The organism is Nonomuraea sp. B10E15 (genome assembly GCF_039871615.1).
Lineage (GTDB): Bacteria > Actinomycetota > Actinomycetes > Streptosporangiales > Streptosporangiaceae > Nonomuraea.
On the sequence record NZ_JBDPMB010000001.1, the window covers coordinates 1,859,279 to 1,880,589 of the forward strand.

The following is a 21,311-nucleotide window of genomic DNA, read 5'->3' on the forward strand; positions in this document are numbered from 1 at the left end:
CGTTCCCACGGCCTAGACGGCCAGCCCCGCGGCCACGCGAGCCTGGAGCAGCTCGAACCAGACGGTCGTCGAACCGGCCTCGCGGGTGAAACCCCAGCGGTGGCTGAGCGCCTCGATCAGCGGCAGGCCCCGGCCGCTGGTCGCCTGCGCACTCGTACGGCATGCGCAGGGAGGCCCTTCCGACCCGGCGTCCGCCACGAACACCCGCACCAGCGTGTCCGAGCGCGTCACGGTCACCGTGAACGACCCCCCGGCGCCGGACCGGCTGTGCAGCACCGCGTTCGTGGCCAGCTCGCTGGTCAGCAGCACGACGTCGTCGTGGAGCGGATGGTCGCGGCCGAGCGCGTCCGTCACGAGGCTCCTGGCCCTGGAGACCTGGGAGGGGCTTCCCGGCAGCCGGGCCACGAGATCGTGGCCGGCGGGCGGATCGCTCTCCTCGGTCCCATCGACGCGGTGCGAGTCCGGCGGTGCCACGGCGACCTCCCCCAAATCCGGTGACCTTATGAGACGCGCAAGGGGGGTGCTGGAGATTATCGCGAAAAGGTAGGAATGGGCTTTCCCAAGGTCGCCTGCGCTACCTCCGGCGGCGACCGAGTACGCTGCGATCGACGAGTCGTCCAGACCCCGGGGGAGCGCAGCGTGCGAGGAGGTGGCGTGAACAGCCTGGATGCCGTCTGGGTGCGGCCGTACGACCGGCCGGGTGCGGCGGTCGTGACCGGCGTCTTCGACATCCTGCACGTGGGCCATGTGCGCTATCTGGGAGCGGTGGCCGAGCGCGGGCTGCCGCTGGTCGTGGGCGTCGAGGACGATCCGCGGGTGCGGGCCTGGAAGGGCCCCAGCAGGCCGCTCAACCCGGCGGCCGAACGCGCCGAGGTGCTGGCCGCCCTCCGCTTCGTGACCGGGGTGTTCATCGTGACGGGGCCGCCCGAGGCGCACGGGCCTGAGGACTACATCGACCTGCTCGTCCCGATGCGGCCGGGCGCGCTCGCGCACACGGCGGGCGACCCGCACGCGGGCGCGCGGGCCGCCGCCGCGGCGATCCTGGGCGCGGAGTGCTGGGAGATGGACGCCATCCCCGGCCGCTCGACCACCCGCATCGTGAACGCCGCGGGAAAGGGCTGATCGCGGGCCCTGCCGCCCGGGCGGGCGTGGCGCGCGGGCAGCCGGCGGCGCGTGCGGGCCGGCCGGCGGGCATGTCGCCGGGGCCGCGCGCCATGATCGCGTAATCTTGGCTGTCATGACGGGTGACCTCGTGGCGAGACAGGTGACCAACCTGCTGGCACCGCAGGTGCTGGTCATCGTCATGCCGCCACTCGTGGGCCTGCTCGCGCAGGGCTGGAGCGGGGCGGCGTGGGGCCTGGTGGCCTCGGCGTTCTGCGGGGGAGTGCCGGCGGCGGTGATCGCGGTCGGCGTGCGCTCGGGGCGGCTCGACTCGCACCACATCGTCGACCGCGCCCGCCGCACGCGCCCGCTGCTGGCCGCGGTGGCGGCTGTGCTGGTGGCGCTGGCGCTGCTGGTCCTCATGGGCGCGCCCAGGCTGCTCGTCGCCACCGTCACCGCGATGCTGGCCGCGCTGGCGGTGACCGTGCCGATCACGCTGCGCTGGAAGATCTCCTTCCACGCCGCCGTCTGCGCGGGCACGGTGGTGGTGCTCGCGCACGTGCTGCCCTCCTGGCCGGCCGCGGTCGCCGGCGCCGCCGTGGTGGCGCTGGTGTGCTGGGCCAGGGTGCGCCTGACGCACCACACCTGGCCGCAGGTGGTGGCGGGCACGGCGGTGGGGGCGCTGGTCACGTGGGCCACGCTGGCCGCGTTCGGCCTGCGCTGATCACCGGGGATGATCGCGGAATAGCGGGGTGCCCGCCGCGGTTGCCGCGAGCATGGATGCCACGAAACGCGGCCGGGTACGCGTCGAGCGCACGGCCAAACGGGTGCGGACCTACCTCGGCGGCCGGGTGGTGGCCGACACCGCCTCCGCCCTGCTGGTGTGGGAGGTCCCCTACTATCCGGCCTACTATTTCCCGCTGGCCGACGTCGACGAGTCGGCGCTCAAGCCGGCCGGCACGGCCGAGCACTCGCCGAGCAGGGGCGACGGCCTGGTGCACACGGTCACCGCGGGCGCCAGGGAGGTCCCCGGCGCGGCGCTGGTCTACCAGGACTCCCCGCTGGAGGAGATCCGCGGCCACGTGCGCTTCCGGTGGGAGGCCATGGACGCCTGGTTCGAGGAGGACGAGGAGATCTTCTTCCACCCGCGCGACCCGTACACCCGGGTGGACATCCTGCCGAGCTCGCGGCACGTGCGCGTCGAGGTGGACGGGGTGACCGTGGCCGACTCCCGCAGCCCGCACATCCTCTTCGAGACGGGGCTGCCGGCCCGCTACTACCTGCCGAAGCCGGACGTCCGGCTCGACCTGCTGGAGCCCACCGGCACGGTCACGCACTGCCCGTACAAGGGCACGGCCGAATACTGGTCGGTCAACGGCAAGGAGGACCTCGCCTGGTCCTACCGGACACCGCTGCCCGAGAGCGAGCGGGTCGCCGGGCTGATCGCCTTCTACGACGAGAAGCTCGACATCTACCTCGACGGGGAGCTGCAGGAGCGTCCCAAGACCAAGTTCGCCTGAGTTGACAGATCACGATCTCGTACAACACCCTTTCACTATTCGAATAGTGAAAGGGTGTTGTAGTGATCGAGTTTCAGCTGGACCGAGGGTCGGGGGTGTCGACCTACCTGCAGCTCGTCCACCAGGTCAGGCAGGCGCTCAGGCTCGGCACGCTGCGGCCGGGTGACCAGCTGCCGACCGCGCGCGAGGTGGTCGAGCACCTGGCGATCAACCCCAACACCGTGCTCAAGGCCTACCGCGAGCTGGAGCGCGAGGGCCTGGTCGAGGGCCGGCCCGGCATGGGGACGTTCGTGCGCAGGGGGATCGCGGGCCCGACGCTCGCCGAGCACACCCGCTTGCGGCGCGGCCTGGAGGAGTGGGTGCGCGAGGCGCGCGCGGCCGGGCTCGACCAGGACGACCTGCGGGCGCTGTTCACCGTGGTCCTGGCCGATGCCGCGAAGGAGGGGGCGGCATGAGCCCTGTGCTCGAGGCGACCGGGCTCGGCGTGCGTTACCGCCGTACTTGGGCGTTGCGCGACTGCTCGCTGGCGGTCCCCGCCGGGCGCGTGGCCGCGCTCGTGGGGCCGAACGGTGCGGGCAAGTCCACGCTCATGCACGCCGCCGTCGGGCTGCTGCGGCCGGCGCGGGGGAGCGTCGGCGTGGCGGGCGAGGTGGCGTTCGTGGCGCAGGACAAGCCGCTGTACGACGGTTTCACCGTCGCCGGGATGCTCTCCTTCGGCCACAGGATGAACACCCGCTGGGATGATCAGGGCGCCCGCGACCGGCTCGGCGCGCTCGGCATCCCGCTCGACAGGAAGGCGGGCCGTCTTTCGGGCGGGCAGCGCGCGCAGGTGGCGCTCACGCTGGCGCTGGCCAGACGGCCCGACCTGCTCGTGCTGGACGAGCCGCTGGCCAACCTCGACCCCCTCGCCAGGCACGACGTGATGCGCGCCCTCATGGGAGAGGTGGCCGAGCGGGAGCTGACCGTGCTGCTGTCCTCTCATGTCGTCTCCGACCTGGAGGAGACCTGCGACTGGCTCATCGTGCTGAACGGCGGGCGGCTGCAGGTCAGCGGCGACATCGACGACCTGCTGGCCGATCACCTCGTGCTCACGGGTCCCGCCGAGCTGGCCGGGGCCCTGGCCGATCGGCCGGCCGGCGACGTGGAGGTGGTGGGCGGAGGCCTGGCGGGACGGCAGGCCACCCTGCTCGTACGCGGCGCGCCCGCGCTCGACCCGCGCTGGCAGGCCCGGCCTGCGGGGCTGGAGGAACTGGTCATGGGCTACCTGCGCAGCCCCGAGTCGGCCGCCCTGCCGGGGCCCGTGGGGGTGGACACGTGATCTGGCTGACCTGGCGCCAGCACCGGGCGCAACTGCTCGTGACGGCCGGCTTCCTCGCGCTGCTGGGGCTGCTCCTGCTGGGCTCCGCCGTGGAGGCCGGGCTGTACGTCGCCGGCCACGCCGCGCCCGGCTGTCCCGGCCCCGGCGCGGCGTGCGCGGACCTGGAGGTGGCGCTGGGGCGGCGGTACGACGCGGTCTACTCCGTGTTCGGCTGGATGCCGCTGGTGCTGCCCGCGCTGATCGGGGCGTTCTGGGGCGCCCCCCTGCTCGGCCGCGAGTACGAGCGCGGCACCCACCGGCTCGCCTGGACCCAGTCCGTGCCCGCGTGGCGGTGGCTGGCCGTCAAGCTGTCGGTGCTGGGCGGCGCGGTCGTGGTGGGCGGTCTGCTGCTGTCGCTCATGGTGAGCCTGTGGCGCCCGGTGTTCAGGGAGGGGATCGACTCGTCTTTCGGCAACGTCGGCGTCTTCAACATGGTCGGGGTGGCGCCGGCCGCGTGGTGGTTGTTCGCGTTCGTGCTCGGCACCGCGGCGGGGGCCTTCTTCCGGCGTACGCTCCCGGCGATGGCGCTGGCCGTGGCCGTGGTGGCGGCGACGATGTTCACCCTGTTCGGGGTCAGCGACCATTACGCCGAGCCCGCGCGCGTGGAGCTGACCGGCACGGTGGTCCTCGACGACACCGACGCCCGGCTGGTCAGCGCGTCCTGGGTCGATCCGTCGGGACGGGAGGTCGCCGAGCCGGGCGCCGCGAGCGGCTGCCCGCGCCGCCTGGACGCGGGGCGCGGCAGCCGGAACGCGGAGGCGTGGCAGGCGTGCCTGTTCGGCAAGGGATACAGGTACGCCGTGTACTACCATCCGCCGTCCCGGTTCTGGCGTTTCCAGTGGACGGAGGCGGGCATCCTGGTGCTCGTCTCGGCGGCCCTCGCCGGCCTCACCGTCCGCCGCACCCTCCGCCACGCCGCCTGAACTCAGGAGGAGGGCGCCCAGCGGGGGTCGCGGCCGAGGTAGCGGAGAAGGACGGCGACCTCGTCGTCGCCAGGCTCGGTCTCCAGAGCCGCCGCGTACGCGCCCCAGGCGCGCAGCGGCTCGACGATCTGGTCACCGGCCGCGTGCCGGAAGACCTGGGTGACGCTCCAGCCCGCGCAGGGCGTCGGGAGATCCCAGCCGCCCTCGGGGGCGGCGCTGACGACCTCGCGCAGCGCCTCGTGCGAAGCGTCCAGAACATCCCAGCCGCTGGTCGTGATGCCGCTCATCGGTGAGCCCCCTTCGCCGTGGTCGCTCCATGATATCAGAACGGAATGCTTTGTTCCATTATATGGGTATCCGGAAACGTGCGGCGGCCGCCGGGCGGCTCAGGCGATCAGGCGGGCGAGCACCCGGGTGCCGAACTCCAGCCCCTCCACCGGCACCCGCTCGTCCTTGCCGTGGAACATCCCGAAATAGTCGAGGTCGGGCCGGAGCATGAGCGGCGCGAAGCCGTACCCCTCGATGCCGATCCGCGCGAACGACTTCGCGTCCGTGCCGCCGGCCATCACGTACGGCACCGGCCGCGCGAGCGGGTCCTCCGCCATGAGCGAGCCCGCCAGCTCGTCGAAGAACGCCGACGGGTAAGGCGCGGCGGGCGCGTCCTCCAGGTTGACGAACTCGCGGGTGATCTTCGGCCCGAGCAGCGCGTCGACCGTCTCCAGGAACTCCTCGCGCAGCCCCGGCAGGTACCGCCCGTCCACGTGCGCCCCGGCGGTCGAGGGCACCACGTTGACCTTGTAGCCGGCGTCCAGCATGGTCGGGTTCGCGGAGTTGCGGATCTGGCCCTTGAACAGGCTGCCCAGCGGCCCCAGCCGCGCGGCCTCCTCGTCCAGCCGGTCGAGGTCGATGCGCTGCCCGGTGATCTCCGACAGGTGCTCGATGAGCGCCGCGACCGGCGGCGTCAGGCGTACCGGCCACTGGTGGGAGGCCACCCGCGACAGGGCGTGCGCCATCGTCGCGACCGGGTTGTCCACGGCGGGGCGGGAGCCGTGGCCGGCCACGCCGTGCGCGGTGAGCCGCATCCAGGCGGTGCCGCGCTCGCCCACCGCGATCGGGTAGACCCGGTGCCGGCCGGAGGCCACGCTGAAGCCGCCCGACTCGCTGATCGCCTCCGTGACGCCGTCGAACAGCTCGCGGTGCTCGGTGACGGCGTGCCGCGAGCCGAAGTCCCCCGTCGCCTCCTCGTCGGCGAGGAAGGCCAGCACCAGGTCACGCTTCGGGCGCACTCCCCGCGCCGCCAGGTCGAGCACGGTCGCGAGGGTCATCGCGCACGAGCCCTTCATGTCGACCGCGCCCCGGCCGTACACGCAGCCGTCCACGATCTCCCCGGAGAACGGGTGCATCCGCCACTCGGCCGGGTCGGCGGGCACGACGTCGAGGTGGCCGTGGATGAGCAGCGCGTCGGGGGAGTCGCCGTCGATCCTGGCCACGACGGTGGTCCGCTTCGGCGCCGACTCGAACACCACGGGCTCCAGCCCGGCGTCGGCCAGCAGGGTGGCGACGTACTCGGCGGCGGGCCGCTCACCCGAACCCGGATTGGTGGTGTCGAACCTGATCAGATCCGAGCAGATCTCGGCAACGCTCTTCATGCTCTCCCCTTAAGCGTCAACGGCGGCACCTCGGGCGTCTCCAGGTCGAAGATCAGCCCGTAGAAGGCCAGCTCGGCCTCCAGCACCGCGACGATGGTCTCTTCCCTGCGCCAGCCGTGCTGCTCGCCAGGGAACGTCAGCAGGGCCCACGCCTTGCCGTGCCGGTCCAGCTCGGCGGTGAACCGCTCCGCCTGCCCGACGTCCACGATCGCGTCCTCCAGGCCGTGCAACATCAGGCACGGGCCCGACGCGCGGGCGGCGTTCAGCAGCGGCGAACGCTCGGTGTAGCGCTGCCGCGTCTCGGGCAGTGGCCCCACCAGGCCGTCCAGGTAGCGCGACTCGAAGTCGTGCGTCTCCGCGGCCCAGCTCTCCGGGTCGGTGATCGCGTAGTGCGCGACCCCGCCCGCGAACACGTCGCTGTGGACGAGCGCCGCCACCGTGGTCCAGCCCCCGGCGCTGCCGCCGCGGACGGCGATCCGCGACGCGTCGGCCCGGCCCAGCTCCACCAGGCCACGGGCCACCTTGGCGCAGTCCTGCACGTCGACCACGCCCCACTGGTGGCGCAGCCGCTCCCGGTAGGCCCGGCCGTAGCCGGTCGAGCCGCCGTAGTTCACCACGGCCACGCCGATGCCCCTGCTGGTGAAGTAGGCGATCTCCAGGTCGAGCACGATCGGCAGGTGCCCGGTCGGCCCGCCGTGCACGAAGATCACGTACGGGCTCGGGCCGGTGGCCCCCGACGGCGGGTAGAGGTGCGCGTGCACGCCCTCGATCGTCATCGCCTCCGGCGTGGGCAGCAGGTCCCCGTCCGGCAGCGGCTTGGGCGCCGACACGATCTCGTACGCGCCGTCGAGGCCGACCAGCGCCACCTCCAGCGGCGTGTACGGCGTCGCGCGCACCGCCGCGACCTTGCCGCCCGCCACCGACACGGTCGAGGACCAGTGGGTGGCCCCGCCGCCGATCTCGCGCAGGTCGCCCGTCTCTGAGTCCAGCACGCCCAGGCGGCGGCGGTCGGCGGTGCCGTACACGACGACCAGGTCACCGTCCTCCGCGAGCGCCAGGTAGGTCATGCCCGGCTTCCACGCCGCGCCGCCGAACTCCAGCTCCAGCGGCGTGAGGTTGCGGCCCGGCCCGCCGCCGGCGGGTACGAGGTGCACGTTCCACCAGCCGGTGGGGTCGGTGACCGCGTACAGGGCGGCGTCGTCGCGCCACTCGGCCTGGGCGACCGACTCGCGCGGGCCCCCCGCCACCACCCTGTGAGGGCCGGCCGTGCCGTCCGCGCGCAGTTCGGCCACGCAGAGCTCGGTGCCGTCCCAGGGCATGTTGGGGTGGTCCCAGCCGATCCATGCGACCTGCCGGCCGTTGGGTGAAATCCGAGGATTCATCAGGAAATGGTGGGCTTTGACGATGACTCTGGTCCGGCCGCCGTCCAGCGGCACCGCCACCAGGTCCCGCACGTCGTCCGTCTCCCTGACCGCCCACACCTCCTCACGTCCCGGGGGCAGGTACAGGTCCGCGTAACGGTACGTACCCACGGGAGTGATCGCCACCGGGTCCCCACCCGGGTCGAGGCGGTAGAGGCGCTGGTCGGCCCAGTTGGTGAAGACGAGGCCGCCGCCGGGCAGCGGGCGCCAGGAGCGGCCTCCGTACTCGACCACCCGGTTGCGCGCGTTCCAGCCGGGCGGCAGGACGTCCACGCGGGAGCCGTCCGGCAGGCGGCGCACCACGCAGCGCCTGCCGCCCTCGTGCGGGCGGGGCTCGTCCCACCAGACCTCGGTGCCTGAGGGCGTGGCCACCGCCTCCACCCACTGGGGGCCGCCGTCGGTACGGGCCACATCGATCGGACGAATACTCATATATTCACCAATTACCATTCATACAGGGAGGAAGGGGATGATCGGGTGGGTGGAGGATGTACACGATGCCGCCGCTGCCGCCGCTCCTGGGGCTCCTGAGCCACACGCGCTCGAACGCGGCCCGCGGATAGACCCGGCGGACCTCGGCCTCGGCGGGCGCGGCAGGGTCGTTCACGACGACGTCGCCCCCGGCGGTGAAACCCGTCACGACCATGATGTGCCCGTTCGTGGAGTAGCCGGAGCCGGGCAGCTCGTGCGCCTTGAACGACTGGGACGTGATCACGGGGATCCCGGCCCGTACGAACCGCTCCAGCTCCGCCGCCGACCGCAGCCGCGTCACGAAGCCGGCCAGCCCGTACCGGCCCGCGTACGCGACGTTGAACGGCCAGTTGCCGGTGCCCTGGTAGCTCTCGTCGTACACGCCCGCGGCCGCGTGGTCCACCGTCGGCGCGGGGTCGTCCGTCCCGACCCAGGCCAGCTCTTCCTGGCCGGGGCCGCGGCCCCAGAAGCCGAGCACCATGGCCACCGAGGCGGGGCTGCACCAGTTGGCGCCCCCGCCGTCCCAGCGCGGATGGTGCCCGGCGTGCGCGTACTGCGAGTGCCCGGGCACCGCCAGTTCGACGGCCCCCGCCCCGCCGCAGGCCCTCACCCCGCCGCCGGCCCCAGCCTCGCCGCCGGTCCCCACCCCGCCGCCGGTGCCCGGCGCGGCGGCGGCCGGGGAGAGCGGGTGCTGGGGCAGGGCCGAGGCCATCACGCCCAGGCCGGTGACGCGGGCGCCCTCGCCGTGCCGGGTGACGCGCAGCTGGCAGGCCACGACGGGACGCCTGGCGACGAACGTGTCCACCGCCACGTCGCCGTCCCCGTCGCCCTGGCCGGGTACCGAGGTGCGCGGATCGCCGTGCTCGGACCAGCGGCCCATGACGTACCACTTGGTGCGGGCGCCGGACGCGGTCGTGGCGCGCAGCGCGATCTCGATCCACGTGCCCGGCGGGGTGCGAGCGGTCCACGAGGGCACGAGCTGCGTGGCGGCGAAACCGATCGGGTGCTCCTCACCGATCCAGATGTGCGGCCCCGCGTCGGCGTCGGGCCCTGCGTCGGGTCCCGTGTCGGGCAATCTGAAGCGGGTGAAGGCCACGGGGGACAGGTCGACGGTGAGCACCACCCATATTGTGGTTTCGCACCCCGTGTCGCACATCGGATGGTTTACGTACCGGCCCGGCCCTCCTCGGCGGGCGGAACCGCGCCGGACCGGGGGACACCGCGCACCTGCCTGTCCTGAACGGGTGCGCGGCCCGGCGGTCAGAGGTAGAGGCCCGTGGAGTCGTCGCCGGAGGAGTGGGGGAGCTCCCGGCCCGCGCGGAGCGCGTACAGCTCCGCGAGCGTCGCCCCCGACGGGCCGACGCCCTGCGGCGTGCCGAGCCACGCGATCGCTTCGTCCCTGCTCAGCGGCCCCACCTCGAGCTGCGCCAGGCAGCGGCCCGGGCGTACGACGGCGGGGTGGAGGCGGGCGAGGTCTTCGTTCGTGGTGATCGCCACCAGAACGTCGCGGCCCTGGCCGAGCAGGCCGTCCGTCAGGTTGAGCAGGCGCGACAGACCCTGACCCGCCTGGGCCTTGGCGCCGGCGCTGATCAGCTCGTCGCAGTCCTCCAGGACGAGCAGCCGCCAGCGCTGGGCGTCCTCGTCGGTGTCGTAGCCGACCGCCACCTCCATCAGGTAGCCCGGCTCGTTGAACAGCCGCTCGGGGTCGAGCACGCAGTCGACCTGGCACCAGTCGTGCCACTGCTTGGCCAGCGTGCGCAGCAGCGTGGTCTTGCCGGTGCCCGGCCGGCCGTGCAGGAGGATGAGCCGGCCGTTCACGTCGGAGGGCGTGACGGACATCAGCTTGTCGAGGGACCCGCGCACCTTTCCGGAGTAGTTGGCGCTGATCTCGTCCCACGGCTGTGCCGTGATCGGCCGCTCCGAGCGGGTGCCGCCGTGCGTGCCGCGCCACCAGAAGCCCATCTCGACGTGGTCGACGTCCGGCATCGCCTCTTCGGCGCCGTCGATGGCCTCGTGGAGCACCGACTTGGCCAGTTCCTCGCTCACCGCCGTCACGCTGACCATGGCCGTGCGGTCGCGGTGGCGCACGACGCGCAGCGTCCAGCCGTCGCCGCCGATGAGCCGCGACTCCGGGCCGTCCTCGACCCGCGCCGTGCGCAGCACGCGGCCTTCGGCGGGGCTGAGCGTGGCCTCAGGGCGTACGCGCTCCAGGTTGGCCAGCCGGGACCAGGGCTGCGCGCCCGTCGCGAACGGCGACAGCGCCAGGGCGTCGATGAGGTCGATGGCGGAGTCGGCGTCGTCGATGCAGATGTTCATCGGCAGCCCTGCGGCGTCGGGGCTGGGGAACGGCACCTCCCTGATCACTGACATATCGGTAATGATCTCCGCAGGGTCGTCGGATGTCGAAGGGTTTCCGGGAGGAGAAGTGGTCATTCCTTGTTGAGGGTACCCGTCTGCGAGATGAGATCGAGGCCGGGGACGTCGCGCCAGGTATAGGCGAGCGAGTCGCCCTCCAGCGCCAGCACGATGGTGCCGGGGACGCAACCGCCCTCGTTCTGGCCCAGGGCGAAGGTCAGCCGGGTCTCCTCCACCTTGGTCAGGGTGATGGTGCCCCTGCAGTCGTCGTCGCCGTCGCGTTCCCGCCACCTGGCGGTGGACTCGCCCTCCTCCAACTCCACCGTGTTCTCGTTGTCGTCGGGGTCCATCGGGTTGGTGCTGGTCGTACGGCCCGTCCAGACGCCCTCGAAGCGGGCCGGGATCCGCAGGCCCGCACGGGGCGAGGGCTCGGACCCGGTGGGTGTCGCGCCGGCGGACGCGGTGCTGGATCCGGCGGGCGACGGGCTGTCCGGCGGCCGGTTCTGCGACGGCGATCCGGCGGCCGGCGACCGCGTGGGAGGGGTGGCCGTGGGCGAGCGGTCGCCCTCCGCGAGCGGGGGGCGTACGAGCAGGGCCGTGGTGGTGGCCGCGACGGCGGCGACCGCGACCGCCGTCGCGCCGATCAGCAGAGCACGCGTGCGGGGGCGCCGCCCCTCGCGCGTGGTCTCCCCGCTGCCGGGCGGCGGCCCCGTGGGGCCGGTGTGGTCGTGGCCGGTGCGCGGTGGCGGGCCGGCGGAAGGCGCTCCCCGCGCGAGCGGTCGGGCCGGGCGGTCGGGGTTGACCAGGGACACCATGAGCTGCTGCGCCGACGGACGGTGCGCGGGGTCCTTGGACAGGCAGGACGCGATCAGCCCGCGCAGGCGCGGCGGCAGGGGCGACAGGTCCGGCTCGGCGTGCAGCACCCGGTGCAGCACGGCGGGGACGGTGTCGGCCCCGAACGGGCTCGTGCTCGTGGCCGCGTACAGCATGGAGGCGGCCCACGCGAAGACGTCGGAGGCCGGAGCCGCGGGAGTGCCGTTGATCTGCTCGGGCGCCAGGTAGGCGGGCGTGCCGATCAGGCCGGAGGTCATGGTCGCCGTTCCCTCCGCCCTGGCGATGCCGAAGTCGACCACCCTGGGCCCGTCGGGGCCGAGCAGCACGTTGGACGGCTTGAAGTCGCGGTGCACGATCCCGGCCGCGTGGATGGCGGCCAGCGCCGTGGCCGTGCCCACCATCAGGCGCTCCAGGTCGCCGCCCCGCAGCGGGCCGCGCTCGCGCACCCGGCCGGACAGCGAGGGGCCCTCCACGTACTCGCTCACCACGTAGGGCCGTGGCCCGCCGGTGGAGACGTCGAGCACCCGGGCCGTGCAGAAGGAGGCGATGCCCGCCAGCGCGTCGAGCTCCCGCGCGAGCCTGGCCCTGGTCTCGGTGTCGCCGGTGCCGAGCAGCTTGACCGCGACCTGCTCGCCGGAGGGGGAGCGGGCGAGGTAGACCACTCCCTGCCCGCCCTCGCCGAGCCTGCCGTCCAGGCGGTAATCGCCCAGTGACGCAGGGTCGTCCGGTGTCAGGGGGGTCACCATGGGCGATACGTTACCGTCGTCACGCCCGCGGCAAAGATCCCATCGCCATGCGGATGCCAAGATCCACCGGTACTTTGGATCGTTCGGTTATTTCACTCCTTAGGCGGAGGTATCAGGGGAAGTGTCGAAGATCACGTTCCGCGAAAGGGCGCGGTACTGGTTCGACAACACCATGTCCAGGGGGACGGCTTCGCTGATCGGCTGGCTGGCCCTGGTGTCGGTCGCGCTCCTCGTCGTGGTCACGGTGCTGACGCTCTGGCTCGCGCCGAACGAACCGGAGGGCGTGACAGGTCCCGGACACGTGCTCTGGCTCGCGCTCATGCACGCGCTCAGCCCTGGCAAGATCTCCAGCGATGAAGGCTCGACGGCCTACATGACGGTGATGTTCGCCGGCTCGCTCGGCGGCATCTTCATCGTCAGCATGCTCGTCGGCCTGCTCTCCAACGGCCTCAAGCAGAAGGTCGACCGCCTGCGCAAGGGCCGCTCGCGCATCGTCGAGTCCGGCCACACGGTGGTGCTCGGCTGGTCCGACCAGATCTTCACGATCGTGGCCGAGCTGTCCAAGGCACAGGCGAGCCAGCGCAGCTCGGTGATCGCCATCCTGGCGGAACGTGACAAGCTGGAGATGGAAGATCAGATCCGCGAGCAGGCCGGCGACCTGGGCAAGACGCGCATCGTCTGCCGCACCGGGCGGCCCACCGAGCCGCACGACCTCGACCTGATGAACCTGACGGAGGCCCGGTCGGTCGTCGTGCTCTCGCCCGAGCGTGAGGATCCCGACGCCCACGTCATCAAGATCCTGCTCGCGCTGGCCAAGCGCGAGGGCGTGCACCCGCCGGCCGTCGCGGCGCTGACCTCCAGCCGCAACCTGGCCGCCGCCCTCCTGGCCGGCGGCCAGGAGGTGCTCCTGGTCGACTCCGACGACACCGCGTCCCGGCTCATCGTGCAGTCCTCGCGCCAGTCCGGGATGTCCGTGGTGTGCATGGACCTGCTCAACTTCGACGGCGGCGAGATCTACCTGCGCACCCCGAAGAAGCTCGTCGGCGTCACGTACGGCGAGGCGCTGCACGCGTACCAGACCGCCTCCGTGATCGGCCTGCGCCGGCCGTCCGGCGTCGTGCTGAACCCGCCGGGCGAGACCGTCATCGACGCCGACGACCAGGTCATCGTCATCGCCCACGACGACTCCCACGTCCGCCTGGCGGCCGGCATGCCGTCCATCGAGGACGGCGCCATCGCCGAGACGATGGGCACGCCCGCCGAGCCGGAGCGCACCCTGCTGCTCAACTGGAACGGCAGGGCCGAGCAGATCGTCCGCTACCTCGACGGCTACGTCGCCCCCGGCGCCGTCCTGGAGATCGCCGCCGACCACCCCAAGGCCGGCACCGGCCTGGCCGGCCTGGCCCACCTCACCGTCAACGTCAAGGACTGCGACACCACCGACCGCTTCGCCCTCGAATCGCTCGGCGTCGGCCTCTTCCAGCACGTCATCGTGCTCAGCGACGACCGTTTCGACCCGCACCACTCCGACACGCGCACGCTCATGACGCTGCTCCAGCTCCGCGACATGCAGAGCGCGCTCGGCGAGCACTACTCGATCGTCAGCGAGATGCACGACGAGAACAACCGCTCCCTGGCCGAGGTCACCGAAGCCGACGACATCGTCATCAGCGACACCGTCATCGGCCTGCTCCTCGCCCAGCTCGCCGAGAACCGGCACCTGGCCGACGTGTTCGGCTACCTGTTCGACTCGCGCGGATCGGAGATCTACCCGCGCCCCGCCGCCTCCTACGTGAAGACGGGGGTGAAGGTGTCGTTCTCCACGGTCGTGGAGTCCGCCAGGCGCAAGGGCGAGACGGCCATCGGCTACCGCAAGAACACGGCGAGGAACGATCCGCCGCACTACGGCATCGTCCTCAACCCGGACAAGACCGAGCCCATCGTCCTGGAGGAGGCGGACTCGGTGATCGTGCTCGCCGAACGCTGACCCCGCGCCGCGGTGGGTTAGCGTGTGCCCCGTGAGGACCATTGACTGGGTGGACGGCGCGGTGGAGCTCGTGGACCAGACGCTGCTGCCCGACAAGTGCGTGATGTTACGCATCCACACCGTGGACGACCTCGTCGACGCCATCCGGCGGCTGGCCGTGCGCGGCGCCCCCGCGCTCGGCGTGGCCGGGGCGCTGGGCGTCGTGCTGGCCGGCGGCGACCCGGGCCGGATCGCCAGGCTCCGCGCCGCCAGGCCGACCGCGGTCAACCTCGCCTGGGGCGTCGACCAGGTCGCCGCGCACCTGCCGGACGGCCGCGACGCGGTGCTCGCCGCCGCGCTGCGCGTCCGCGACGCCGACATCGCCGCCTGCAGGTCCATGGGGGAGCGCGGCGCCGACCTCCTCGACGGCGACCGGCTGCGGATCATGACCGTCTGCAACACCGGCGGGCTCGCCGCCGTCGAACGCGGCACCGCGCTCGGCGTCGTCCAGACGCTGCACGAGCGCGGGCGGCTGGCCGAGGTGCTGGCGCTGGAGACCCGCCCGCTGCTGCAGGGCGCCCGGCTCACCACGTGGGAGCTGGCCAGGATGGGCGCGCCGCACCGGCTCATCGCCGACTCCGCGGGCCCCTACCTGCTGGCCAGGGGCGAGGTGGACGCCGTGCTCATCGGCGCCGACCGCATCGCCGCCAACGGCGACACCGCCAACAAGATCGGCTCGTACGCGCTCGCGCTCGGAGCCGAACGCGCCGGGGTGCCGTTCGTGGTGGTCGCGCCCGAGTCGACGATCGACCGGAACACCCCGTCCGGCGAGCAGATCGCGATCGAGGACCGGGACGAGGACGAGATCCTGGCCATCAGAGGGATGCGCGTGGCTCCGGAGGGCACGCGCGCGGTCAACCCGGCGTTCGACGTGACACCGCACGACCTCATCACCGCGATCGTGACGGACCAGCGGGTGATCCGCCCCTGACCAAATCCCCCATCTCCGGGACCGGTCCGCGCCACCCGCGTTACGCTCGGTCGTCACCGACAGCGACCCCCGGAGCTCACCTGTGGCCATCGACCTGGTATCAAGGCGCGGCTGGAACGCTCGCCCGCCACGCGGCGACTACACGCAGCTCGACTCCGCCAAAGGCGTGAAGGTCCACTACACGGGCGGCAGGGTCGACCCCGGCATCGTCTCCGACCACGACGCCTGCACGGCCTTGGTACGTTCCATCCAGAGGCACCACATGGACGGCAACGGCTGGATCGACATCGGCTACTGCGTGGACGAGAAGACCGAGATCCTCACGCGGCAGGGGTGGAGGTCCTACCGCGAGCTGCGTCCCGGCGACATCGCGCTCACGCTCGACCACGGCACGGGCATGTCGGAGTGGCAGCCCGTGCTGGAGGTGTGCGTGTTCCCCGCGCGCGAGCGGGAGATGATCCGGATGGAAGGCGCCGGCCACTCCTCGTTGACCACGCCCCATCACCGCTGGCCGGTGGAGCGCCGCCGCCGCGGCCCCGGCCCCGTACGGTGGAGGGGGCCCGGCACGAGGTGGCTTCCCGCCGGGAGGGCCGGCCGGACGGTCACGCTTCGTGAGCGCACGTGGGCGACCACCGAGACCTTCGGCCACGACGACCGCATCGCGATCGCGGCTCCCTGCGCCGACCTGCCGGCCGAGCCGAAATGGTCGGACGCCTTCGTGGAGCTGGCCGCGTGGTTCTGGACGGCGGGGGTCGTCGAGGGCGCCCGGGCTCAGGGCGGCGTCGCGATCCACCGGTCGCCGGAGGACGAAGCGCATCTCGTACGCGTCCGCGCCGCGCTCCACGGGGTCTTCGGCCCTCCCGCCGGTCGGCTCCGCCGGCGGGGCAGCGGCGGTCCCCGATGGAGGGAGACGGTCACCGGCGATCGCGTCGCGTTCCGTCTCCCGGCCGGGGCGGGCCGGCGGCTGCTCGGGGTGGCGCCCGGCGGGGTGCCCGCGCTCGACTTCCTGCTCTCCCTGTCGAGGGCGCAGCTCGCCCTGTTCGTGGAGACCTCCCTGGAGGCGGGTGAGGCCGGGCCCGGAGGGCTCGTGCGGAGGGATCGGGCGGCGGCCGAGGCCTTCATGGTCGCCGTGCTGCTGTCCGGGGCGGGAGCGTCGCTGCGCCGGGTGCCGCCGGTCGGTGACACGGGGACGGACGCGTGGATGGTCTCCGTCGACGGACGGCGGCACGTCGTGCCGCGACCGGCCGAAGAGCACGGCGACGGCGGCGTCACCATCAGGAAGGAGACGTACCACGGCCCCATCTGGTGTCCCAGGACCGAGAACCAGAGCTGGCTGGCGCGCAGGGACGGGACCGTCTACTTCACCGGCAACACCATGATCGCATGCCCGCACCGGATGGTGTTCGAGGGGCGCGGGCCGCATCATCTGCCCGCCGCCAACGGCCCCGGGCTCAACTCCGGCCACTACGCCGTGCTCGGGCTGGTGGGCAACGCGGGCCTGGTGCAGCCGCCCGACGGCGTCCTGCACGCGATCGTCGACGCGATCGAGCACCTGCGCGCACGCGGGCGCGCGGGCAAGGAGATCAAGGGGCACCGCGACGGCTACGCCACCGACTGTCCCGGCGACCCGCTGTACGCCTGGGTCAGGCGTGGCGCACCGCGTCCCGGCACGCCCGCGCCGCCGGCGCCCTCGACGCCGCCGTTCCCCGGGCGGCCGCTGAGATACCCTCCGGTGACGCGCGGCGAGGACGTCCGGACGTGGCAGGCGCGGATGCGCAGGCGCGGCTGGGACCTCGACGTGGACGGCGCGTACGGTCCCGAGTCGCGCGACGTGTGCCGCAGGTTCCAGCGCGTGCAGGAGATCGACGACGACGGGATCGTGGGCCCGATCACCTGGCGGCTGGCGTGGGAGGCCCCGACCAGCTGATCTCACGTAGGGGTGGACCCTGGGTTACTGGGTTCGCGGCCTTCCGCCTACTATCCGAACATGGAACTGGCAGCGGGGTTCGCGCCCGTGTCGCGCGACGACTGGCGGGCGCTGGCGGTGGCGGTCCTGCGCAAATCCGGGATCGAGGCGGGCTCTCCCGAGGAGGCGCTGTCCACCCTGACCTACGACGGGGTGACGGTCGCGCCGCTCTACGACGCGGGCGACCTGCCTGGGGATCCGGGGCTGCCCGGCGCGGCCCCTTACGTCCGCGGAGCCAGGGCCGTGCCCGGCTGGGACGTGCGGCAGCGGCACACCGTGGCCGACCCCGAGGCCGTGCTGGCCGACCTGGAGAGCGGTGTCACCTCGTTGTGGCTGGCCGTCGGGCCGGGCGCCATTCCGGTGGGCGAGCTCGGCACGGTGCTGAAGGACGTCTATCTCGACCTGGCCCCCGTCGTCCTGGAGGCCGGCGAGCTCGCCGCGGAGGCCGCGGAGGCGCTGCTCGGCCTGGCCGCCGCCCGCGGCACCACGCTGAGCGGCAACCTGGGGGCCTCCGGCGCGCTCGGGGCCGAGCTGGCGCGGCGCTGCGTCGCCGGCTTCCCCGGGCTGCGGGCCGTCGTCGTCGACGCGACCCCCTACCACGACGCCGGCGCGAGCGACGCCGAGGAGCTCGGCTGCTCGATGGCGCAAGGGGTCGCGGAGCTGCGGGCGCTCACCGGCGGCGGGCTCTCCGTCGAGCAGGCGCTGGGGCAGATCGAGTTCCGGTACGCCGCCACCGCCGACCAGTTCGCCACCATCGCCAAGCTGCGCGCGGCGCGCCGGCTCTGGGCCAGGGTCGCCGAGGTCTGCGGCGCCCCCGAGCACGGGGGCCAGGCGCAGCACGCCGTGACGAGCGCGGCCATGATGACCGCCCGCGACCCCTGGGTCAACATGCTGCGCACCACGCTCGCCTGCTTCGCCGCCGGCGTGGGCGGAGCCGGGGCGGTCACGGTGCGCCCGTTCGACGCCCGCCTCCGTCTGCCGGACGCCTTCTCCCGCCGCATCGCCCGCAACACGCAGGCGCTGCTGCTGGAGGAGTCGGGTGCGGGGCGGGTGATCGACCCCGCCGGCGGTTCCTGGTACGTCGAACGACGCACCGCCGACCTGGCCGGGCGGGCGTGGGAGTGGTTCCAGGAGATCGAGGCCTCCGGCGGGATCGAGGCGGGGGCCCGGCTCGTGTCCGACCGGATCGCCGCCACCCGTGCCCGCCGCGCCGACGACATCGCCCACCGGCGCCACCCGATCACGGGCGTGAGCGAATACCCCGACCTCCACGAGAAAGCCCTCCGCCCGGCCCCGGTCTCCGGCACACCCCCGCAGGCGGCACCGGACGACGTCCGGAGGGAGGCTCCGCCGGAAGAGGCGGGCCCTCCAGGCGCGTCGCGGGCGGGCCGCTCTCCTGAGCCGGTGGAGGCCGGCGGGAGCGCGGGGCTGCCGCGGGTGCGCTACGCCGAGCCGTTCGAGGAGCTGCGCGATCTGGCCGACGCGCAGGCCGAGCGCCCCAAGGTGTTCCTCGCCACCATCGGCCCGGTGGCCGCCCACACCGCCAGGGCCGCGTTCGCGGCGAACCTGTTCCAGGCGGGCGGCCTGGAGACCGAGACCGCGGGCCCGGGCACCGATCCCGAGCAGATCGCCACCGCCTTCGCCGTCAGCGGCACGACGGTCGCCTGCGTGTGCTCGAGCGACAAGCTGTACGCCCAGCACGCCGCGGCCGTCGCCGCCGCCCTGCGCAAGGCCGGGGCGAAGAAGGTGTGGCTGGCGGGGAAGGGGGACTACGACGGCGTGGACGCCACCCTGCACGCGGGCTGCGACGCGCTGGCCGTGCTCCGCACGACCTTCGACGACCTGGAGGTGACCCGATGATCCCGGACTTCTCCGGCATCCCTCTCGACGGCGGGCCCAAGCCGGGGACGAACGCCCCCGAGCCGCCGGGCGAGGTGTGGGAGACGCCCGAGGGCATCGAGGTCAAGCCGCTCTACACCGCCGGCGACCTCGACGGTCTCGACTTCCTGCGCACCTATCCCGGCGCGGCCCCCTACCTGCGCGGGCCGTACCCCACGATGTACGTCAACCAGCCGTGGACGATCCGCCAGTACGCGGGCTTCTCCACGGCCGAGGACTCCAACGCCTTCTACCGGCGCAACCTCGCCGCCGGGCAGAAGGGCCTGTCGGTCGCGTTCGACCTGGCCACGCACCGCGGCTACGACTCCGACCACCCCCGCGTCGCCGGGGACGTGGGCATGGCGGGCGTGGCGATCGACTCCATCTACGACATGCGGCAGCTGTTCGACGGGATCCCGCTCGACCGCATGTCCGTGTCCATGACCATGAACGGCGCCGTGCTGCCCGTTCTCGCGCTGTACATCGTGGCCGCCGAGGAGCAGGGCGTCGCGCCGGAGCAGCTCGCGGGGACGATCCAGAACGACATCCTCAAAGAGTTCATGGTCCGTAACACTTACATTTATCCCCCGGCCCCGTCGATGCGGATTATTTCGGATATTTTCGCGTATACGAGCGAGAAAATGCCGAAATTCAATTCGATCAGCATTTCCGGCTACCACATCCAGGAGGCCGGCGCCACGTGCGACCTGGAGCTGGCCTACACGCTGGCCGACGGCGTCGAATACCTGAGGGCCGGGGTCGCCGCGGGCATGGACATCGACCGGTTCGCGCCGCGGTTGTCCTTCTTCTGGTGCATCGGCATGAACTTCTTCATGGAGGTCGCCAAGCTGAGGGCCGCCCGGCTGCTGTGGGCCAAGCTCGTTTCCGGATTCAACGCGAAAAATCCGAAATCGCTGAGCCTCCGGACGCACAGCCAGACCTCCGGCTGGTCCCTGACCGCCCAGGACGTGTTCAACAACGTCGCCCGCACCTGCGTCGAGGCCATGGCCGCCACCCAGGGCCACACCCAGTCGCTGCACACCAACGCCCTGGACGAGGCACTCGCCCTGCCCACCGACTTCTCCGCCCGCATCGCCCGCAACACCCAGCTCCTCCTCCAGCAGGAGTCGGGCACCACGCAGGTGATCGACCCCTGGGGCGGCTCCTACTACGTCGAACGCCTCACCCACGACCTCGCGGAACGCGCATGGGAGCACATCCAGGAGGTCGAGGCCGCCGGCGGCATGGCCAGGGCCATCGAGGCGGGCCTGCCCAAGCTGCGCATCGAGGAGGCGGCCGCCCGCACCCAGGCCCGCATCGACTCGGGCCGCCAGCCCGTCATCGGCGTGAACAAGTACCGCGCGACCGGTGACGAGGACATCGAGGTGCTCAAGGTCGACAACAGCGCCGTACGCGCCCAGCAGCTCGACAAGCTCGCCAGGCTCCGTGCCGAGCGCCACGAGCCCGACGTCCAGCACGCGCTCGACGCGCTCACCAAGGCCGCCGACAACCCGGGACACGGCCCGGGCCTCGAGCACAACCTGCTGAAGCTGGCCGTCGACGCCGCCCGCGCCAAGGCCACGGTGGGCGAGATCTCCGAGGCGCTGGAGCGGGTCTTCGGCAGGCACGCCGAGCAGGTCCGTACCATCTCAGGGGTGTACCGCGACGAGTCAGGCCCCTCCGCCGCCATCGAACGCGTCCGCCAGGCCTGCGCCGACTTCGAGCGCGCCGAAGGGCGCCGCCCGCGCATCCTGGTCGCCAAGATGGGCCAGGACGGTCACGACCGCGGCCAGAAGGTCATCGCCACAGCCTTCGCCGACCTGGGCTTCGACGTCGACGTCGGCCCGCTGTTCCAGACACCGGAAGAGGTCGCGAGGCAGGCGGTCGAGGCCGACGTGCACATCGTGGGCGTGTCGTCGCTGGCCGCCGGCCACCTCACGCTGGTGCCCGCGCTGCGCAAGGCGCTGGCCGACCACGAAGCCGGCGAGACCATGATCGTGGTCGGCGGCGTCATCCCGCCGGACGACCACGACGCGCTGCGCGCCGCCGGCGCCGCCGCGATCTTCCCGCCGGGCACCGTGATAGCCGACGCCGCGCTCGACCTCATCGACCAGCTGAGGAGGCGTCCATAGG

General features: G+C 72.8%; 18 protein-coding genes. 11 read left to right on the plus strand and 7 right to left on the minus strand.

Annotation, left to right across the window (positions count from 1 at the left end; translation table 11 throughout):
- Positions 1–12: 12 nt before the first annotated feature.
- Positions 13–474, minus strand: coding sequence for an ATP-binding protein (locus tag ABGB14_RS08510; protein WP_347642968.1), 462 nt, complete (start codon positions 472–474; stop codon positions 13–15).
- Positions 475–654: 180 nt separating this feature from the next.
- Between ABGB14_RS08510 and ABGB14_RS08515 the strand changes: the two genes are divergently transcribed.
- The 6 genes from ABGB14_RS08515 (at position 655) to ABGB14_RS08540 (ending at position 4,901) form a co-directional block, all read left to right on the plus strand.
- On the plus strand, positions 655–1,122 hold the full coding sequence (locus tag ABGB14_RS08515; RefSeq protein ID WP_347642969.1) for an adenylyltransferase/cytidyltransferase family protein: 468 nt from the start codon (positions 655–657) through the stop codon (positions 1,120–1,122).
- A gap of 115 nt (positions 1,123–1,237) precedes the next feature.
- A complete protein-coding gene (locus ABGB14_RS08520; RefSeq protein WP_347642970.1) occupies positions 1,238–1,825 on the plus strand; it encodes a hypothetical protein in 588 nt (195 codons plus the stop codon).
- A 52-nt stretch (positions 1,826–1,877) separates the two neighbouring features.
- On the plus strand, positions 1,878–2,621 hold the full coding sequence (locus ABGB14_RS08525; RefSeq protein ID WP_347642971.1) for a DUF427 domain-containing protein: 744 nt from the start codon (positions 1,878–1,880) through the stop codon (positions 2,619–2,621).
- 62 nt (positions 2,622–2,683) lie between these two features.
- Positions 2,684–3,076, plus strand: coding sequence for a GntR family transcriptional regulator (locus ABGB14_RS08530; RefSeq protein ID WP_347642972.1), 393 nt, complete (start codon positions 2,684–2,686; stop codon positions 3,074–3,076).
- Positions 3,073–3,939 carry an ABC transporter ATP-binding protein gene (locus ABGB14_RS08535; protein ID WP_347642973.1) on the plus strand — a complete coding sequence of 289 codons (867 nt, stop codon included), beginning with the start codon at positions 3,073–3,075 and terminating at the stop codon, positions 3,937–3,939. The genes ABGB14_RS08530 and ABGB14_RS08535 overlap by 4 nt, the downstream gene beginning before the upstream one ends.
- Positions 3,936–4,901, plus strand: coding sequence for a hypothetical protein (locus ABGB14_RS08540; protein ID WP_347642974.1), 966 nt, complete (start codon positions 3,936–3,938; stop codon positions 4,899–4,901). Before ABGB14_RS08535 ends, ABGB14_RS08540 begins: the two co-directional genes overlap by 4 nt.
- A 2-nt stretch (positions 4,902–4,903) precedes the next feature.
- On the opposite strand, the gene ABGB14_RS08545 is transcribed toward ABGB14_RS08540, so the two are convergent.
- From ABGB14_RS08545 to ABGB14_RS08570, 6 genes are all read right to left on the minus strand, one after another.
- Positions 4,904–5,188 (minus strand): maleylpyruvate isomerase N-terminal domain-containing protein, encoded by a 285-nt coding sequence (locus tag ABGB14_RS08545; RefSeq protein ID WP_347642975.1) that lies wholly within the window; start codon positions 5,186–5,188, stop codon positions 4,904–4,906.
- Between the two features lie 99 nt (positions 5,189–5,287).
- Positions 5,288–6,550, minus strand: a complete 1,263-nt coding sequence (locus tag ABGB14_RS08550) for a M20/M25/M40 family metallo-hydrolase (protein ID WP_347642976.1) — start codon at positions 6,548–6,550, stop codon at positions 5,288–5,290.
- Positions 6,547–8,403, minus strand: coding sequence for a prolyl oligopeptidase family serine peptidase (locus ABGB14_RS08555; protein ID WP_347642977.1), 1,857 nt, complete (start codon positions 8,401–8,403; stop codon positions 6,547–6,549). Before ABGB14_RS08555 ends, ABGB14_RS08550 begins: the two co-directional genes overlap by 4 nt.
- A 4-nt stretch (positions 8,404–8,407) precedes the next feature.
- On the minus strand, positions 8,408–9,562 hold the full coding sequence (locus ABGB14_RS08560) for a C39 family peptidase (RefSeq protein ID WP_347642978.1): 1,155 nt from the start codon (positions 9,560–9,562) through the stop codon (positions 8,408–8,410).
- 140 nt (positions 9,563–9,702) lie between these two features.
- Positions 9,703–10,812 (minus strand): DUF5925 domain-containing protein, encoded by a 1,110-nt coding sequence (locus ABGB14_RS08565; protein ID WP_347642979.1) that lies wholly within the window; start codon positions 10,810–10,812, stop codon positions 9,703–9,705.
- 59 nt (positions 10,813–10,871) lie between these two features.
- The gene (locus tag ABGB14_RS08570) at positions 10,872–12,377 is read right to left on the minus strand and encodes a protein kinase (RefSeq protein ID WP_347642980.1); all 1,506 of its coding nucleotides are present in this window, start codon (positions 12,375–12,377) and stop codon (positions 10,872–10,874) included.
- Between the two features lie 121 nt (positions 12,378–12,498).
- On the opposite strand from ABGB14_RS08570, the gene ABGB14_RS08575 reads away from it, so the two are divergent.
- The 5 genes from ABGB14_RS08575 (at position 12,499) to scpA (ending at position 21,310) form a co-directional block, all read left to right on the plus strand.
- Positions 12,499–14,364: a TrkA C-terminal domain-containing protein gene (locus ABGB14_RS08575; RefSeq protein WP_347642981.1), complete on the plus strand. Its 1,866-nt coding sequence runs from the start codon at positions 12,499–12,501 to the stop codon at positions 14,362–14,364.
- Between the two features lie 31 nt (positions 14,365–14,395).
- On the plus strand, positions 14,396–15,334 hold the full coding sequence (mtnA, locus tag ABGB14_RS08580; RefSeq protein ID WP_347642982.1) for an S-methyl-5-thioribose-1-phosphate isomerase: 939 nt from the start codon (positions 14,396–14,398) through the stop codon (positions 15,332–15,334).
- 82 nt (positions 15,335–15,416) lie between these two features.
- Positions 15,417–17,261: a peptidoglycan-binding protein gene (locus ABGB14_RS08585; RefSeq protein ID WP_347642983.1), complete on the plus strand. Its 1,845-nt coding sequence runs from the start codon at positions 15,417–15,419 to the stop codon at positions 17,259–17,261.
- Between the two features lie 60 nt (positions 17,262–17,321).
- Positions 17,322–19,160 (plus strand): methylmalonyl-CoA mutase family protein, encoded by a 1,839-nt coding sequence (locus tag ABGB14_RS08590; protein ID WP_347642984.1) that lies wholly within the window; start codon positions 17,322–17,324, stop codon positions 19,158–19,160.
- The gene (gene scpA, locus ABGB14_RS08595) at positions 19,157–21,310 is read left to right on the plus strand and encodes a methylmalonyl-CoA mutase (protein ID WP_347642985.1); all 2,154 of its coding nucleotides are present in this window, start codon (positions 19,157–19,159) and stop codon (positions 21,308–21,310) included. The genes ABGB14_RS08590 and scpA overlap by 4 nt, the downstream gene beginning before the upstream one ends.
- Position 21,311 lies beyond the last annotated feature (1 nt).